The 16,497-nt window shown below is 33.2% G+C and carries 13 protein-coding genes; 4 read left to right on the plus strand and 9 right to left on the minus strand.

Translation table 11 applies throughout. The features are described 5' to 3' along the window. Positions 1-7: 7 nt before the first annotated feature. Positions 8-607, plus strand: coding sequence for a class I SAM-dependent methyltransferase (locus tag ACRD7B_RS03335; RefSeq protein ID WP_430823049.1), 600 nt, complete (start codon positions 8-10; stop codon positions 605-607). 63 nt (positions 608-670) lie between these two features. Next, positions 671-1,378 carry an SIMPL domain-containing protein gene (locus ACRD7B_RS03340; protein ID WP_430823050.1) on the plus strand — a complete coding sequence of 236 codons (708 nt, stop codon included), beginning with the start codon at positions 671-673 and terminating at the stop codon, positions 1,376-1,378. A gap of 72 nt (positions 1,379-1,450) precedes the next feature. Here the strand turns inward: ACRD7B_RS03340 and ACRD7B_RS03345 are convergent, their stop codons facing one another. The 9 genes from ACRD7B_RS03345 to ACRD7B_RS03385 all read right to left on the minus strand — a co-directional run bounded on the left by ACRD7B_RS03345 (position 1,451) and on the right by ACRD7B_RS03385 (position 12,849). Beyond that, positions 1,451-3,148, minus strand: a complete 1,698-nt coding sequence (locus ACRD7B_RS03345; RefSeq protein ID WP_430823051.1) for a Na/Pi cotransporter family protein — start codon at positions 3,146-3,148, stop codon at positions 1,451-1,453. A 266-nt stretch (positions 3,149-3,414) separates the two neighbouring features. Next, positions 3,415-3,942, minus strand: a complete 528-nt coding sequence (locus ACRD7B_RS03350) for a PepSY-associated TM helix domain-containing protein (protein ID WP_430823052.1) — start codon at positions 3,940-3,942, stop codon at positions 3,415-3,417. 1 nt (position 3,943) lies between these two features. Then, the gene (locus tag ACRD7B_RS03355; RefSeq protein ID WP_430823053.1) at positions 3,944-4,471 is read right to left on the minus strand and encodes a hypothetical protein; all 528 of its coding nucleotides are present in this window, start codon (positions 4,469-4,471) and stop codon (positions 3,944-3,946) included. A gap of 20 nt (positions 4,472-4,491) precedes the next feature. After that, a complete protein-coding gene (locus ACRD7B_RS03360) occupies positions 4,492-5,706 on the minus strand; it encodes a DUF4857 domain-containing protein (protein ID WP_430823054.1) in 1,215 nt (404 codons plus the stop codon). A 118-nt stretch (positions 5,707-5,824) separates the two neighbouring features. Beyond that, complete coding sequence (locus ACRD7B_RS03365) at positions 5,825-6,496, minus strand: hypothetical protein (RefSeq protein WP_430823055.1); 672 nt, start codon at positions 6,494-6,496, stop codon at positions 5,825-5,827. A 3-nt stretch (positions 6,497-6,499) separates the two neighbouring features. After that, complete coding sequence (locus ACRD7B_RS03370) at positions 6,500-7,384, minus strand: ABC transporter ATP-binding protein (protein ID WP_430823056.1); 885 nt, start codon at positions 7,382-7,384, stop codon at positions 6,500-6,502. Between the two features lie 3 nt (positions 7,385-7,387). Beyond that, complete coding sequence (locus ACRD7B_RS03375) at positions 7,388-8,854, minus strand: DUF6850 family outer membrane beta-barrel protein (RefSeq protein ID WP_430823057.1); 1,467 nt, start codon at positions 8,852-8,854, stop codon at positions 7,388-7,390. Positions 8,855-8,910: 56 nt separating this feature from the next. Beyond that, on the minus strand, positions 8,911-10,083 hold the full coding sequence (locus ACRD7B_RS03380) for a DUF4876 domain-containing protein (RefSeq protein WP_430823058.1): 1,173 nt from the start codon (positions 10,081-10,083) through the stop codon (positions 8,911-8,913). 24 nt (positions 10,084-10,107) lie between these two features. After that, the gene (locus tag ACRD7B_RS03385) at positions 10,108-12,849 is read right to left on the minus strand and encodes a TonB-dependent receptor (protein ID WP_430823059.1); all 2,742 of its coding nucleotides are present in this window, start codon (positions 12,847-12,849) and stop codon (positions 10,108-10,110) included. Between the two features lie 907 nt (positions 12,850-13,756). Here ACRD7B_RS03385 and ACRD7B_RS03390 point away from each other — a divergent pair. Beyond that, a complete protein-coding gene (locus tag ACRD7B_RS03390) occupies positions 13,757-15,052 on the plus strand; it encodes an O-acetylhomoserine aminocarboxypropyltransferase/cysteine synthase family protein (RefSeq protein ID WP_430823060.1) in 1,296 nt (431 codons plus the stop codon). Positions 15,053-15,247: 195 nt separating this feature from the next. Continuing rightward, positions 15,248-16,444, plus strand: coding sequence for a homoserine dehydrogenase (locus ACRD7B_RS03395; protein WP_430823061.1), 1,197 nt, complete (start codon positions 15,248-15,250; stop codon positions 16,442-16,444). Positions 16,445-16,497 lie beyond the last annotated feature (53 nt).

Genomic DNA, 16,497 nt, shown 5'->3' on the forward strand with positions numbered 1-16,497 from the left:
AAACAGTATGAATGAAATGTGGAATACCCGTTTCAAGGAAGAAACGTTCTTTTATGGTCAGCAAGTTAATGAAGTGCTAAAAGAATTTCTTCTTCGTGAAAAACCTGGCAAAATACTATTACCAGGTGAGGGTGAAGGTAGAAATGCTGTATACGCGGCAAAATTAGGATGGCAAGTAACGGCCATTGATTTTAGTGAAGAAGGTAAATTTAAAGCCGAAAAATTAGCTAAGCAAAACCAAGTTGAAATAAACTATATCGTTCAGGATGTAAGTACTTATGAAGCTCCTAGTAACTTCTACGACTGCATTGCTTGTGTTTTCCTTCACATGCCACTTGATTCCTTTTTTGAAATGATTAAGCAATTAACAAAGAGTTTAAAACCAAATGGTAAACTATTTATAGTTGGTTTTCATACAACACAATTAGCTTATAAAAGTGGCGGGCCAAAAAATATAGATTGGCTCTATTCTCAGTCCAGCTTTGAAAATAGTTTGAAGGGTTTTAATATCATAAATAATTCAAGTTTCACCACTAAACTAAATGAGGGTGAAGGCCATTTAGGAGAAGCCGCAATTCATATTTTTGAAGGTCAGAAAATAGATTAAGAATGTAAATATTTTTTGCACGATATTTGGTTGTAAGATTACCTAACACTAATTAAATAACTTATGAAACGTATTATTTCAATTGCTTCGCTATTATTGATTTTATTACCAATTATTGCTCAAGTTGGTACGAAAAACTTTATCGATCAGCCTTATATTGAGATTAATGGTAAAGCTGAAATGGAAATCGTTCCGGATATGATATATTTGAAAGTTGTCATCAGCGAAAAAGATAATAAAGCCAAAACATCACTTGAAAAACTAGAGCAAGATATGCTTAAGTCATTAAAAAATATTGGTTTAAATATGAAGGATGATGTTTCTGTAATTGATTTTACAAGTAATTTTAAATCTTACTGGCATAAAAAATCAGACATCTATTCATCGAAAGAATTTGAACTAATTGCGCATGATGGGGAGACTGTTGCGAAAATATTCACAGAACTGGAAAAATTGAATATCTCCAATATTACCATTGCCAAACTTGACCATTCTAAAATAGAAGAATACCGACAGGAAGTAAAAGTAAACGCAGCCAAGGCAGCCAAAAATAAAGCTTCGAAATTACTTGAAGCTGTTGGTCAAAGGGCAGGTAAAGTTATTTACATGCAAGAGAATAGAAATTACTATGCTGCTCGAACTAATAACATGGAAGCCAATATGCTAATGAAGGTTAGTAGCGATAGTAATTTTAAAACTAACAATGTAATTGTAGAGTTTCAAAAGCTAAAACTGGAATACGAAATAATGGCTCGATTTATTATAGAATAAGCCACTACATTATAACACAAAAGCCACACTTCAATAGAAGTGTGGCTTTTGTATTATAAAAAGTTATATTTTTTACTGAGGATTAATCTCTGAAAGCGCTTCGCTAACGTTAATCACATAATCACCCAATTTTTCACACTCCGAAAATAAATCATTAAAAATAATACCTGCTTCATAGGTATATACCTTATTCTTAATGTTATCTAAATGTTCAATTTTCAATTGATTACGGTAGTTATTTATCTCCGTTTCAATGAATTTTGCCTTTTCTATATTGGTCTCCTCATTAGCCTCATTAAGGTTTTCGAGCATAACAATTAAGGCTTCATCTACCAAATTAAACATCAATTCTAACTTGGTTAAAATACCTTCACCAAAATCAACATTTGCATTTCGCATGCGATTTATGGTACGAGCCAGGTTATAATTACTATCGCCAATACTTTCTAAATCATCAACCAGCTTAAGCATCGCTCTAACACGTCTGCGACCAATTAAACTAAGTTTACCCTGATTGACCTGTGTTAGATAATTAGCAATTTCAAGCTCAACATTATCAGAAATGCCTTCGTATTTTTCAATTCGAGCAAACTTCTTCGTGAATTTACTATCCTTTTTGGTACCCATTAATTTGCGCACCATACCAAACATCTTATAAGTTAAATCACCAAACCAATGTATTTCTTTGCGCGCTTGTAATATCGATAATTCAGAAGTTGACAACATGCCTGTTGTAATAAACTTCAATCGGAATTCTTCATCACCATCATTTTCTTGTGAAGGAACCATTTTTATAACTGCCTTATTAAATAATGGCACAAACCATATAAAAATAAGCACATTAAGAATATTAAACGATGTGTGGAATAATGAGAGTGCAACAGGTATGGAAGATACTGATTCAGATGGTGAAACACCATTTTTATTTGTAACAAATTGATCTATACCATCAACAAACCAATTGAAAATGCACAACATCCATATCACACCCATAATATTAAACAACAAATGGACTCGTGCTGCACGCTTAGCCGAAACATTACCAACAGCAGCGGCGATATTAGCCGTTATAGTGGTACCAATATTTTCACCCATTACCATAGCAGCAGCCAATTCGAAGGGTATCCAACCTTGATTACACATTACAAAGGTTAATGCCATGGTAGCACTAGAAGATTGAATAACAACCGTAAGAAGCGCACCTATAAACAAGAAAAGAAGTGTAGATCCGAAACCTAAATTAGTATAGTGCTGCAAAAAGCTTAGAACTTCAGGATTTTCTTTGATATTTGGCACTGCACCCTTTAAGAAATCCAATCCAAGAAATAATAAGGCAAATCCAACTATAAATTCACCCCAAGAACGTCGTGTTGAGTTTTTTGAAAAGATTAATGGCAAGCCCAAACCAATCATTGGCAGTGCATAAGCACTAATATTAACCTTAAAGCCAAACAATGTAATGATCCATCCCGTAACGGTGGTTCCGATGTTAGCACCCATAATTACACCTATGGATTCAACTAAAGTCATTAAACCAGCATTAACAAAACTAACCACCATAACGGTAGTTGCCGACGATGACTGAATAATAGTTGTCACCAAAAATCCTGTCACAACACCAAGAAAGCGATTTGAGGTCATGGCTGAAAGTATCTTTCGCATTCGTGAGCCAGCAACCTTCTGAAGAGCCTCACTCATCATCTTCATTCCGAAAAGAAATAATCCTAAGGAACCAATAAGAGTGAGCAGATCAAAGAATGAATAATTCATAACTAAACCTAAGTTTTCGAACTAATTGATTGATTAAAATTGAAAGCTCAAATATCTTAAAATTTTCAATTTAATAACCTTTAGGTAACCTTGATTTAATATTTTTTGACAATTAGAACCTTAGTTCAGAACCTTTCTACATAAGGCCTATATAAAATTACTTTAGTATCAGTTCTGAAGATGAAATGATACTAAAGCAAAATGTTCTATTCTGAAACTATTCTAGGCCCAGTTATCAAATTAACTTATCCAACGAAATGGTGCTATTAACAGAAGAAGAATACACATGTAATTATTAGACCTATAAGTGTAAACCATTTACCACGTTTTGAAAAACTATGTTTTCCTCGACTAAGAAAGAGTCCCGAAATAGCAAAGAATACAAGTGAAATAGCAAAAAAATCAGCCATGTATTTCCATCCTTTAATAGTGTTATAGTGTAAACGATGCACAAAATCAATCAAGAGACTTCTGTCGTATGTTTCGTAATTTAACTGTCCGGATGAACTAATATAATGACCTATACCACCTTGCAAGTACAATTGCATCCCTCCTTTTTGAGACATTATATTTTTCAACTGTAAATCAGGATTTTGCTTTTTCCAATAACTTGCCAGTTCGTCCTTATTTAAATTACTGCTAATATAAACTTGCCGTTTATCTGTTGAGTAAGCGGTTATTTTGTGGTTAAGTAAAATACCTGATATTCCATAAATTAATACAATGCCAACAAAAAAATAGCCCAGGTCACGATGAATGTTCCTGAGCCATTTACGCATATTTTTAGTGTTCATATTATTCCCCTAAAACTTCATAGTCGATTCCATTTACATAGTATATTGGATAATAATCTTTGTTGTGCTCTTTCATCCAATCACGCATCTCATTGATATTATCAAGTTCTGCACTACAATGTTCACCACCATCTTCAATATCATTCTCCTGGGCCTCAAGTTTTGCTTGCCACTCATCCATATATTGTGTCGATAATTTCTTCACTTTAAGTATTCCCTGAACTTTCATTTGAGTACCTGTAAGTTCTTTATTAAAACCATTGATTTTACCACCAGCTTCAACACGTATAGAAACACTTCCATCCTCTGATTTGATAAAGCAACGTCGACCGGAATGCTTGCAAACATGACTCACCCAACCCCTAAAAACCACTTCTTTATCAATATTGTCTACTGCATTTTGTAAAACTTGCGTTACATCCAATACCAAAGCTTTTGGCTCAGTTTCCTTTACTGATTTTTTGTTTTGTTTTTGACCGCATGCAACAATTATTACAAGCGATAACATTATTAATACTACGTTCTTCATAAGACTTTATTTTGGAATTTTTAATTTTTAAAAATTATACTGGGTATTAAACCAAATAGACCTGTTAGAATTATCCATACAGTATTGAACAGTGGCCATTTACCATTTTTGTTACTTGCAAACCAACCATAACTTATAGCCAATAAAACATTAATTAGTAAAACCCAGATTTTGGCAAACTTTATAAATGGTTTTATGTAATCACTCGATCCTGATTTAAATCTGAGTTCAAATGGTAGAACATATGAAAGAATAAAATCTTCCTCAACGGGTCGTAAGATTGATAAACTATCCACTATTTCTTTTGTACTTGCCTTTAGAGCATACGATTCTTTACCTCTGACCGACAAAATATTAACATTCCAGTATAAGGGATTAGCCATAACCATCATTCGATCCTTGTTTAAATCAAACAAAGGAGTTTTAATTTGTACCACCTTATAACCATCAGTTGTTATAATATAAACCTTGTTTTTATCATCGAATACAAAGGCATAAAAACTCTTATCGTTTGGTTCTTGTGTAGCGATAAAAACCGGGTTGATGCCTTCAGGAAAATTAGTGTTACGAAGAAACGGCTTACCATTAACCATTTTCAGGTGAAATATTTGCCCCTTATTATCTATTATGAAATAACCCTCGTCGTATGGCTTACGTGTACTTGGATTACCATAGGCAGCACGCGCAGGAAATACAAAACTACTTTGCTCAAAAACGCGCATAAAACGTGCTGACTTTTCTTGATCAACCTCATTTGTTATTGGATTTATAAACTCAATAGAATTCGTTATACGAAATACGTCGCCTGGCATCTCCAATTTAACACGTCCTGAAAACGATTCGAATAAAGTATAAATTGGTATCGAAGGTGTATTCTTGTCTTTGGCATTATACCTGTAAAAGAAATTACTTGCATTTATTTCTTTGGTTGATATGGCTTTACCATTTATAGAATCAGGGAAGCGTCCATCAGACAATAATTGTCGATAATAGAATAATGGTAAAATACTATCAAAATCTGTTTCGGAATAAACCTTGCCATTATTTAGGTTACTCCGTACGAGCTTATTTTCTTTTTCATCAAAATCGATGGAACAAAAAGCCTCTTCGATAGAACTGTAATATGTAAATACATTTTTACCAGATGTATCAGATACAATATGATACAAACTAGGTATTTGCCATGCCAAAATTAAGGTGGCTAATATTATTATTGAATATCTTATAAGTTTCATATGATTATATTTTTTTCTATTGCCTCCCGATAGCTATCGGGATGGAACTCGCCTGAAAAATAATCATTCTCCTGTGTGAGAAATTGTAATCATGGCTCGTTTCATATTTTCTTATTTATTAGCCTTGTTTACCTTCTTTAAAACGTTTGATAGATAATAGTCCAAACGGAAAAATCCATAGACTTACAATCAAGAATAAACACATTGTATGTTCATATGCTGCTGGTGTACCCGACAACAAAAACAGATAAATTGTACCGATAGCCAGGAGTGAATTAATTCCGCGCCTATTCCAAACAGGCTCTAAACAAATCATAGCAACAAACATATAGGTAACAAAACCAGCAAGGTACCATGGAGCAATGGTTTGTAATGAATTAAGCATAAACTCAAATGGGAAATAAATACTCGAGAAAATAGTAAATGCTAACATCTGAATGAAAAATACACATAGCAAAACACCCATTCCATACGTATGCATCAACATCACAACTTTATTTTCATTTAATGGTAAATGAAGCGACAGCTTAATACGTTTTTGAACTATCTCTGGAAAATACTGAGCAAATCCAATACATAAACCAGCAGCAATCGGGAAATATTTTAATTCTTTAAAAATGAATTGTTTTCGATTAACAATAACATCCCACAAATGCTCCATCCCAGCAATACGAAATGAACGTCCTGCTTTCAGCATGATATAAGCCGATAAAACAATGGCGACCAATGCAATGCTAATGGAGAAGATGCGTGTCTTTTTCCATTCCTTATATAAAAGTGCTTTTTCCATTTTTTAGTATTTTCCGGTTAAGCCAATAAAAGCTTCTTCAAGCGTTAGTTTCTCCTCCTTGATTTCTATATCATTAATTCCACTTTGGCTGAGCAACTTAGCTACTTCTGACTTGCTTAGCATCGAATAAACCTCAGTTTGTCCTTTTATGGATACCGGATGATATAAATCTTTTAAATGATCAAAAGCACTTATCCCTTTACTTTTAAAACGGTAACGACGAAAATTTTCCAACAAGTCTTTAACTGGCATTTGAAGAATAATACGGCCATAATCCATGATCATGCAATCATCTATCAAGCGCTCCATATCTTGAATAATATGCGAAGTAACAAATACAGTTTTTTCTTCGGCTCGAGCATACTCACTCAAAAAATCAACAAACAATACACGATAGCCTGGGTCAAGTCCCATTGAGAAATCGTCCAATATCAAAAGTTCAGCATCTTGTGCCAAAATTAATCCAAGCGCCACTTGAGATTTTTGACCACACGACATCTGCGACAGCTTTTGTTTGGGGTCAACTTTCAATAATTTCATTAAATCCCAATAAGCTTCTTTTTTCCATTTCGGATAAAAAGCTGAGTAATATTTCTCTATCTCAGCAATATTCATGAAAGGATACTGTACATGCCCTTCTATCAATAAACCGACTTTTTGTTTGGTCTCAGGCGATAGTTTAGCTGAGTTTTCTCCAAACATCAAACACTCGCCACTACGCGGTTTTAAATAGCCATTAAGTATATTTATGGTGGTTGTTTTCCCTGTTCCATTTTTTCCAAGAAGCCCAAGAATACGACCTTTAGGAATTTCAAAATTTAAATTCTCATAAATACAGCGCTTACCATAATAATGAGTGAGGTTTTTACATTGTACTATTGCTTGCATAGTTTAAAAAATATAAGCTAAATGAATAGATGTCTGTTGATTATTTATTTGTGTTGAATTGGCATTTTCATATTTAAGTGCCAGGCAAATTGTACTGCTGTTTCTCAACTGATAATTGTATTTGAATTCGAATTGATATTGAGAATATGCCGCACTGATAAATTGAAAATATGGTAAGATTAAATCGCTGCTCACTTTAGTATCAGGTAAGCCTTTTAAACTGGCATTTGTTGTATTGTAATTCAGATAACTAGCTACAAATTCAATAAATGAGTCATTTAAATGGTACTGAATATATGATTTAACTTGCCATTTATTAAAATTGTATTTTAAAACACTCACATCCAGATAGTCTTCATTATATTGACCCATCTGGTAAAACGCTTTTAAAATGTACTTAACTTTCACTTGTCGTTTGGAAGACAACATAGCTTCGAGTGTAAGAACATCTGTTTTTTTACTATAATTATCACTTTCAGTAAGTAATCGTTTGTCAGTTAAATCTGTATTGGGCTCAATAATCACTGTTTCGTAAACCCGTTCTTTTCCGTTCCCTTTCCGGTGCTCGCCTTTTAGTCCAAGACGAAATTCCGAGTTATCAGTTTTGTTTTGCCAACCAGCTTTAAAATGAATATTCTCAAAGCGATAAATGTTAGGAATAATATCACTCATACCCATCTCATTTATACTTTGTTGAAATAATATATTTGCATAAATACCCTTAACTATTGGGCGAATTTGCATGTTTGCTGACCATTTTTGCATGGCATAATAAATACCATAGCTCGATGCTGTTTGTGATAGTTTATAGTCATAGTAACCTAATCCCTCAAGCATATAGAAAAAATCTTTTCTCCCGCTATCATCATAAATACGGGTATCTGAATCTTGCTTGTAACTTTCAAAACCAATACTAAATCCACTAGAATATCGACTTGTATTATATTTAATACCAGGTACTATTCTGATTGAATTGGATATATTTTTAACTCTCGGATTAACCGTTTTATAAAGAATTTTTGCCAAAAAACTCCCTTCAATTGCCAATGTTAATTTCTCAAAACGATGGGCAATACCACCGTTAAAAAAGTAATGTTCAAATTCATTTGTTCCTTTGGTTGTGTCCGCCACCCAATATGGGCCAATCTCTTCGATTAAATCCACATTATTCCATTGTACATTTTCGGTATTACCCTTTTTGTAATAAACCTTGCTAAATAAGGTTGTATTGTTCTTTATATTGTACGATTCGATATTTAGCTGCCATGTATTGGATTTATTTCCATGTATTGGATTATTCAACTTCGAATGCTTCCAACGATTTAATTTCAACTGCAAATCATAAAAAGAGGAATGGTACAATCCATCCTGCATAGCTGGGTTACTTAACCAAACTGAATCAACTACTTGTTTGGAAAACTGCAAATCAGCCACTTTCACTACTGATTGTGACAGTAGTGAAAATGGCATGTTTGCTATTATAAATAAAGCTACTATTGCATAATTTTGTAATAGCTTATTTTTCATTATTTACCTGGCATTGGTGTTACAGTTGCCTCAAAATCATTGGTCGAATTATTTGTATCCTGATACACCTTACGACCATCTACTACTTTTTCAACTTTACGACGTACACATTTTCCATAGCGTTCTGTACCTTCATCACCACAATGCGCCCATCCAGCATCTAAAGACGAAGACAATACTTTAGTTGTAAAACTAGTTGGTGTGCTCATCTCAACGGCATCTAGAATCAAATCATTTGGTACTTTAACTCGAAACTTTGGTATGCCCGATGCAGTTTGACCTTCAATGGTATTATTGGTGATAAAGCTTTCCATTGAACCTTCTGCCTTGAAAATTACATAAGACTTGAAACCACGGTTATGAGGTGTCCAAATTGAAGCTGAGTATGAAAAATTCTTTATCATGTTTGGCACTTCAGGTACATCACTATCCAATTTATGCTCATCGTACCATTCAAAATCAGCATGGCTTAAATCATACGAATTAGCATTCTCCAAAGTATGATTAATCGCTAAATCAGCTAATATGACACTTTCTCCTGGTTGTATAAGGTAATCATCACCATCCCCAGGTATTGTATACACCGTACCAGCAACAAAAGCATCGTTGAGACTAACTATTGATTCCCATTCATATACATCACTATAAGTTCCCCCATCTGACTCACACAAAGAAATACCATCGGCATATAATGGAACATCTGAGTTATTAACTAATTCAAAATACTTGTCTTTATAATATGATTTATCTTCTGGCGTTCTTGAACCTGTAAAATAAAGCTCTTTAAGCACCCAGGAGTTACTCACAATACTTACCATCAAATCGACAGATTCTTTTTGTGTTGCACCAATAACACTTAAGTTTTCGATGGAACCAACTAAATAGGAAGTAGCATATTCCATGTTACTATTAACTTGTAGGTTATAAATGCCCTCATTCACCACAATTTGTACATAGCCATTCAAGTCTGTTACTCCAGTATATGTTTTATTGGTCGATTGACTGCTCAATGTTACATTTAAACCTTCTTTTTCTTCCTCTACTAATTCGTCAGGAATAGTAACCTGAATTTCTAAAGTAGTTACTGGTGTTACTTCATCATCTTCACACGAATAACATGTGGTCATAATAGCGATAGCAAGTAATAGCTGTAATAAAAATGTTTTTTTCATAACTAATAAATATTTGTTTTAATATTATATTCTCAATTTAAGTTCTGCTCCAAAATAGAGGCTTGAAGGCCCACCGATTGTATTAGATTTTCGTTCCAATTGACGACCATATTTATCTGTATAGGATTGATAATAGCTGAGTAAACGATTAACATAAAAAGCTACTCGTAAATGTTCGCCAATTTCTTTTGTCATTTTTATATGCATGTCCAGTGAAAGGGGTATTGGATCATTATCAAAATAATGATCATTGAATGACAGCATTAAATGTCGTAAGCTTGGATCATCAGCATCCGTTACTTTATAATCATGGATAATTTCGTCACTATCCATATAATATAAAGGGTATTCCGATTGCCATTCAATTTTTCGATTATAATACCAAACCGCTTGTGTATCAAGCGTAAATATCATTCGTAATAATGGAATGTGAGTATCAAATCTGAAGTTGGTATTAAACTGTTCCTTTTTATAATTTGTAGCACCATAATATCCAACATATGGATACTCCTCATTGAATAATACCACATTAGGATGATCTGTATCTATAACCTTACTTGAGTAATAGGTTTTAAACCAAGCACCAATCAAGCTTATCTGTGTGTATAAAGTATTAATTTTAGGAAATGACATGGAATATTCAATGCCTTTCTTGTCTACAATACTACCATTGGTATAGTTAGTTATACCATCAAATGTTTTTTTCGCATTGTAATCAAATTGATTTAGGGTCGGTGGAGCTGTTAATCCTTCTGATGATAATGATGATGGATTGTAACGGTTGTAAGTTAGTGAGCGATATACCCTTTCTGAGGTAAAGCCAGTATCCATGTATTCATGAAAAAGTGTAGTATTAAGATTAAACCCATTCCAGTTAACTCCCAATGATAGTTCCTTTTTCTCATTTCGAGATGCTTCTAACAAATGGTTGACAGGCTTATCAATAAAGGTTCTCGTGTAAATTGTTCTTAAATCAGGATTTTGTGAGAAATAATTTAGTTCAATAATATCAGAATAAACATCGTGAGGATAGAGGTGATACGTAATAGGTAACTTAGTATGTACACCGTATCCAAAACCTAACCATAATTGTACATTGGATTGTCCGGATTTAATAGCAGGCAGATTTATCCGAGCATTAATACGCGGATCGAGATACACTTTATTACTTAAAGTATAAGCAGCATCAATACCTAAAAGCTGTGAACTTCTTAGTCCAATCTTTGTATTAAAAGAATAATTTCCAAGCTTAAAACTGATATCATCTTCAATAAAAACGAAGAATTTTGTTAAAGCTGGAATATCATTAAAATTTCTAGGACGACTTGATTTAGTGCTACTTGATAAAGGGCGAGTAACATCATATATTTCTCCCTGTCCACTATTTTTAACGGATGAAACATTCGTCCCGATTAATAACTTATGGTGAGTACTACTTAATTTAAAAGCTTTATCTAAGTTTAGATTTGCATAGATATCTTGCGGTTTGCCATCAATTTTAATGTAAGCCTGATATTGAGAAGGTAGATAAACAGCCTTATGAACACCTTCATTAACACTTATTGGTTGTGGCAAAGGTCCATTTACAGAAATGAATTTACTACGTTCAAGAACATCACGTGTTATTGCATAAGATACATCAAAACTTAGCTTATCGATCACCTTGCTCTGAATGTAATAATCAGCGTTAAATGATGCATTTATTTTTTGATAATCAGCAGTATAATAATCCTCTTTTCCATTATTTAATTCGGGATCAGATTTTTCACTGTCAATAGTTTTTATATACCTTAGATTAAGCTTTGTAATTAAATTTTTACCATAAATTTTAAATTGTTTTTTATAACGAAGAGATGACGTAATACGTTGATAGTTATTAAGTGGATTGCGTGGATCACTGGTATAATCGAGGTAATCAAGTCCTAGATTAATATATCCTCCTCTATCTGATATTTGCAATCCTTTATTAAGTGAAAATAACTTGTTTTTGATATCCGTTTTAAAACGTCCTACCCATTGCGTTAAACCCGATTTGGGTGTAATAATGATGGCTCCAGAAGTTAAATCACCATATTTTGCAGAAGGAATTCCAGTAATTACTTCTACCTTTTCAATATCATCAGTACTAATTTGGCGTAAATCATGACCTATGCCAACCGTATTATTATCGCTTATATCATTATCACTGTGGAAGGAGCGTTGAAGGTTTCCGTCATTGTTTTGTGGGATTTTATCAATAATAATATTAACACCCATAGAGGTGTTATTGTCTGAACCTACTTGTCGTAAGCTAATTTTATTGGGACTACTCATATTCGGATCTTGTGTTAATCCTCCGGGTAGTAATTGTAATACTTCAGTTAACGATGAGGGTTGAATATGTTGTAAGGCCGTTTGATCAATTAATGAAGATGAACTAATCTGTGCATTGGTTTTAGCGATTACGTTAATATCAGGCAATGCTAAAGTTTGTCGTGGTAATTTTATAATAATTGGGGCAGTAGGAATTTTTATAAGCGTATCCATCGATTGGTACGATAAACATCTGATAGTAATACGCACCTCATTAACTTGTGGTATTGCTAAACTAAATTGACCTTTTAAATCAGTGATACACCCTAATGATTCGTTGTTTAAAACAACACTACAATATGGGATTGCTTGTTTTGTCTGTGCATCTAAGACAATTCCTTCAACTGATAATTGTGCATTAGTATAAAAATGTAACATTGCTATAGCAATAATTACATATCCTTTTTTCTTCATTCAGATGTCGATTAGTCGAGCACAAATTTACTTTGCGCCAATTGTCCAATCAATCATCATATTTAGGTAATTATTATAGGTAGTTATTTGATAAAATCTACCATTATCTTTCGTTTGACCACACAAAAAAATCAATAGTTCCTTCGTGTTTAATTACTTAGTATATTATTTAAACAAAAAGATGGGAGTAATTATTTATGGGGATGCGTATTGTTTCAAGCGGGAAAGGGAATAAAACAATTGTACCCCAATTTCAATAAGAATTGAGGTACTAAAATTTAAAAAAATCTAATCAGTTTAATAAATTACAAGTAGCGAAATAATCGATAGAAGAAAAATCTGAAGAATTAAAAAACGAACTGGTATTTCAATATTTCTAATACTACCTTTCAGGGAATTCATTAAAGCAATTCTCATAATACATTAATTTTTAATAGGTGATAAAACCTTAATTATTAATACTCAAATACTATTCCCGATCAATAAACTTAGACGTAAGTGTTTATTAAAGGTTGCTTTATTTCTTAAAAAAATCTCAATATTTTAAGAAATAGAATATTGGCAATACATCTTATTAAAAATAACCTACTGAATTTCATACACTTATTTCAAGTGATAAAAAATAATTTAATATTTAATTCCTGAACTTTTTTGTTTTAAGACTAAATAATCTTTTATTTGTTGTCGTATATGAAACAAACAGTTACTCATATAATTTCTACCAAAATCGATCGCATTCAGCAATCGAACAGTTCATCGTGGAACATGATGATGTGTATGATGATGACAAGATAATTGTCACAACGCATCGTATCTGAAAATCAAACAAATTTCAAAACAAACAGACCGGTGCGTAAGCAACGGTAGATTTTGATTGTAAGAACATTAACCATAAAAACTAAATACAATGTCTGATTTTCATTTTGAAACACTACAATTACATGCAGGGCATGATGTGGACGAAACAACGCTTTCGAGAGCAGTACCAATTTACCAAACCAGTTCTTACCTTTTTAAAGATTCGGAACATGCTGCTAATCTTTTTGGTCTAAAAGAGTTTGGCAACATTTATACTCGAATACAAAATCCTACCACGGATGTATTTGAAAAGCGTATCGCTGCATTGGAAGGTGGAGTAGGTGCTTTAGCAGTTGGATCGGGACAAGCAGCTCAATTTATTGCCCTCACTAACTTTTTAGAAGCCGGTGATAACTTTGTTTCCACATCCTACCTATACGGTGGTACTTACAACCAATTTAAGGTTCAATTTAAACGCCTGGGTATAAAAGTAAAATTTGTTGAAGGCGATGAACCTTCACTTTTTGAAGCAGCTATCGACGAAAATACTAAAGCTATTTACATCGAAACTATTGGTAATCCTCGTTTTAATATTCCTGATTTTGAAGCCATAGCTGCTATTGCTCAGAAACACAATATCCCACTGGTTGTAGATAATACTTTTGGAGCTGGCGGTTATTTATTTCGCCCAATTGAACATGGTGCCAATGTAGTAGTAGAATCAGCTACTAAATGGATTGGCGGACATGGTACTTCAATTGGTGGAGTAATTGTTGACGGCGGAAACTTTAATTGGGGCAATGGTAAATTTCCACAATTTACCGAACCATCAGAAGGGTACCATGGCATGAAATTTTGGGATGTATTTGGAGCCGGAAGTCAATTTGGCAACATTGCATTTATTATTAGAGCAAGGGTAGAAGGTTTGCGCGATTTTGGAGCGGCATTAAGTCCTTTTAATTCCTTCTTATTAATTCAAGGTTTAGAAACCTTATCACTCCGAGTAGATCGCCATGTTGAGAATGCACAAAAAATAGCCGAGTGGTTAGAAAATCATGAGAAAGTAGATTATGTGAGTTATCCAGGATTAAAATCAAGTGCCTATCACCAGCTGGCTAAAAAATACTTAAAGCGAGGATTTGGTGGTGTATTAAGCTTTAAAATTAAAGGTGGAACAGATGATGCTGACAAGTTTATTAACAATTTAAATTTAATCAGTCATTTAGCGAATATTGGTGATGCAAAATCTTTGATTATTCACCCTAGTTCAACCACTCACGAACAATTATCGCTCGAAGAACAAAAGGCTTCCGGTGTTGAGCCAGGCTTGCTTCGTTTATCTGTTGGAATAGAACATATCGATGATATTAAGGCAGATATCGAACAGTCATTTAATAATCTGTAAAAGTTTTATTCTTACAGATAATGGGTTATTATTGAATTATAACATGTTATTAATTAAAACTTTATATTAAAATCACCCCTCCAACCTCCCCTAAAGAGGGAGGCTAAGTCCCCTTCAGGGGATTTGGGGTATTTTTAAAACAATTAATTCGCTTTACTTTTGCAGACAGAGCATGAACCACAATAAACTTTAACCATGAAACAAAAATTAAACATCGGATTATTTGGATTCGGCGTAGTTGGACAAGGATTATATGAAGTATTACAAACCAGTCCTTCGTTTGATGCTGAAATTTCTAAAATTTGTGTTAAGAACAAGAAAGAAAGAAGTTTAGCAGACCATTTCTTTTGTTACGAAGCCGATGAAATATTAAACGATGATTCAATTAATACAGTTGTTGAATTAATTGATAATGCAGATGAAGCCTATCACATTGTAAAAAAAGCACTTCAAAAAGGTAAACATGTTGTTTCGGCTAATAAAAAAATGTTAGCTGAAAACATGCCAGAAATGCTTCAATTACAAAAAGAAAATAAGGTTTCTTTATTGTACGAAGCATCCGCTTGTGGAAGTATTCCTATCATACGTAACCTTGAAGAATATTACGACAATGATCTGTTATTATCGGTAACAGGTATTTTAAATGGATCATCAAACTACATTCTATCTAAAATATTTGATCATAACCAATCGTACCAAAGTGCGTTAAAAGATGCACAGGATTTAGGTTTTGCCGAAAGTGATCCTTCGTTTGATGTTGAGGGATACGATTCACTATTTAAGCTTATTATCTTAACCTTACATAGTTTTGGAACTGTAATTGATCCGAAGGATGTATTAACCTATGGTATTTCAAATATCTCAGATTTTGATATTCAATACGCTCGAGAAAAAGATTATAAAATAAAGCTTGTGGCCCAAGTTGAACGTCTTCAGGACAAGAATATTTCTTTATTTGTTCTACCGCGTTTCGTAAGAAAAGACAAATACATTTATAGCGTTGAAGACGAATTTAACGGTGTTGTAATTAAAGGAAAAGCCTACGACAAACAATTTATGTTTGGTAAAGGGGCAGGAGCGCATCCAACCGGATCAGCTGTATTATCAGATATTACCGCTTTGGCTCACAACTATGCATATGAGTATAAAAAATTGAACTATTCAGGTGGTTTTAACTATTCAAAAGAAAAAGCCATTGAATTATATGTGAGGTATAAAAATTCAGATGATTTGAAACATTTCAATTTTGAATCAATTTCAGAAGAATATACTGGGCCAGATAATTCTTATAAAATAGGACTGATAAAAATTTCAGAATTGCTTAAAATCAATTCAAAACTTCGTGAACTAGATATATTTATCGCAATTACAGGAAGAACTTTGAATTACTAGAATATTTGATGATAAATTATTGAATGAGCTTGTGGATTTATTTCTGCAAGCTT

It is taken from the genome of Carboxylicivirga fragile (assembly GCF_050589805.1).
Classification (GTDB): Bacteria; Bacteroidota; Bacteroidia; order Bacteroidales; family Marinilabiliaceae; genus Carboxylicivirga; species Carboxylicivirga fragile.

Excerpts from the sequence above, each read along its gene's own strand:
- ACRD7B_RS03335 (WP_430823049.1), top strand. The coding sequence starts at position 8 with ATGAATGAAATGTGGAATACCCGTTTCAAGGAAGAAACGTTCTTTTAT.
- ACRD7B_RS03340 (WP_430823050.1), top strand. The coding sequence starts at position 671 with ATGAAACGTATTATTTCAATTGCTTCGCTATTATTGATTTTATTACCA.
- ACRD7B_RS03345 (WP_430823051.1), bottom strand. The coding sequence starts at position 3,148 with ATGAATTATTCATTCTTTGATCTGCTCACTCTTATTGGTTCCTTAGGA.
- ACRD7B_RS03350 (WP_430823052.1), bottom strand. The coding sequence starts at position 3,942 with ATGAACACTAAAAATATGCGTAAATGGCTCAGGAACATTCATCGTGAC.
- ACRD7B_RS03355 (WP_430823053.1), bottom strand. The coding sequence starts at position 4,471 with ATGAAGAACGTAGTATTAATAATGTTATCGCTTGTAATAATTGTTGCA.
- ACRD7B_RS03360 (WP_430823054.1), bottom strand. The coding sequence starts at position 5,706 with ATGAAACTTATAAGATATTCAATAATAATATTAGCCACCTTAATTTTG.
- ACRD7B_RS03365 (WP_430823055.1), bottom strand. The coding sequence starts at position 6,496 with ATGGAAAAAGCACTTTTATATAAGGAATGGAAAAAGACACGCATCTTC.
- ACRD7B_RS03370 (WP_430823056.1), bottom strand. The coding sequence starts at position 7,384 with ATGCAAGCAATAGTACAATGTAAAAACCTCACTCATTATTATGGTAAG.
- ACRD7B_RS03375 (WP_430823057.1), bottom strand. The coding sequence starts at position 8,854 with ATGCCATTTTCACTACTGTCACAATCAGTAGTGAAAGTGGCTGATTTG.
- ACRD7B_RS03380 (WP_430823058.1), bottom strand. The coding sequence starts at position 10,083 with ATGAAAAAAACATTTTTATTACAGCTATTACTTGCTATCGCTATTATG.
- ACRD7B_RS03385 (WP_430823059.1), bottom strand. The coding sequence starts at position 12,849 with ATGAAGAAAAAAGGATATGTAATTATTGCTATAGCAATGTTACATTTT.
- ACRD7B_RS03390 (WP_430823060.1), top strand. The coding sequence starts at position 13,757 with ATGTCTGATTTTCATTTTGAAACACTACAATTACATGCAGGGCATGAT.
- ACRD7B_RS03395 (WP_430823061.1), top strand. The coding sequence starts at position 15,248 with ATGAAACAAAAATTAAACATCGGATTATTTGGATTCGGCGTAGTTGGA.